At 48.3% G+C, this 1,010-nt stretch carries 1 protein-coding gene; it reads right to left on the reverse strand.

Annotated elements, in window-relative coordinates; genetic code table 11:
• Nucleotides 1-18: 18 nt before the first annotated feature.
• Nucleotides 19-1,010 (reverse strand): GlyGly-CTERM sorting domain-containing protein (locus R7Z50_RS24975; RefSeq protein WP_318149416.1); only part of this gene is annotated, 992 nt, incomplete at its 5' end.

Genomic DNA, 1,010 nt, shown 5'->3' on the forward strand with positions numbered 1-1,010 from the left:
TTTTAGGACAGGAGTGGCTTAACGGCGGCGGCGGAACAAGCCAAGTCCAAGCATTGCTATCAGTGCACCAAACCCAAACGAACCACCATCAGAGTCTTTCGAATCTGTGGTGCCCGTTTCAGGTTGAGTCATAGAGACTGCACGAGCAGAGCTAAACTTAACGACGTTGCCAGTCGAGTCTGTCACTTTCTCTTCCAGTTGGTAGTTACCTTGCTCTGGCGCCTGTTCAAACTCAACATTCACGCTGCGCGCTTTAATGTCCGTTTGATCTAAAGTCTTGCTCGCTGAGTAAGCTTTCGCATCACTACTTACAGCGGCAGCTTGAGTCGCGACGGTTAAGCTAACAGTCACGATGTCACCTGCAACCGCGTTTGGTGGCAAACGTACATCTACCGCTAAATTTTCACCCGCTTTCGGTAAATCGATATCCGTATCAGGTAAATCAATCGCGATGATCACAGGATCGTGGTCAGATGCCGAGAACGCGTCTTTGTATTTCGGCATATCACCTGTGTATTTGCTGCCGTACTCAAACAAGTTACTTTCTAGTGAGTTAATGTGCCAATCTTCAATCGCTACCACTTTTTGCGCCAAGCTGTTGCTTGCCAAGGCGTGGTCTAAATTGCCCAACTCACCAGAATAGGTGTACGAGAACGTGTCTGTGCCATGCAGCAAGGTATTAAGGTTGTTCAGGCCGTAACCTTGTTTGATTTGCGTTTGCTCAACTTGCAACTCACCACCGTTGATTGTGGTGTAACCCGCTGTGTAGATATCACGTCCGTATTTCTCTTTCGAGTAGTCAGTCAGTGTCAGTAGTGGATCTTCCATACCATACGCATTGAGGTCCCCCATCAGCAACATATAGCCTTTCACGTCTTTCAACGCTTCTCCCACTGCGTGCGCAGCAGAAACGCGGAAGTTGTTACAGTTGCCTTGCAGATCCGCAGGCTCCGAGTCTTCTACACCAGCGATCCACTCTTCAATACATTCAGAACCTTTCGATTTGAAGT

This window comes from Vibrio sp. 1249-1 (assembly GCF_033340495.1).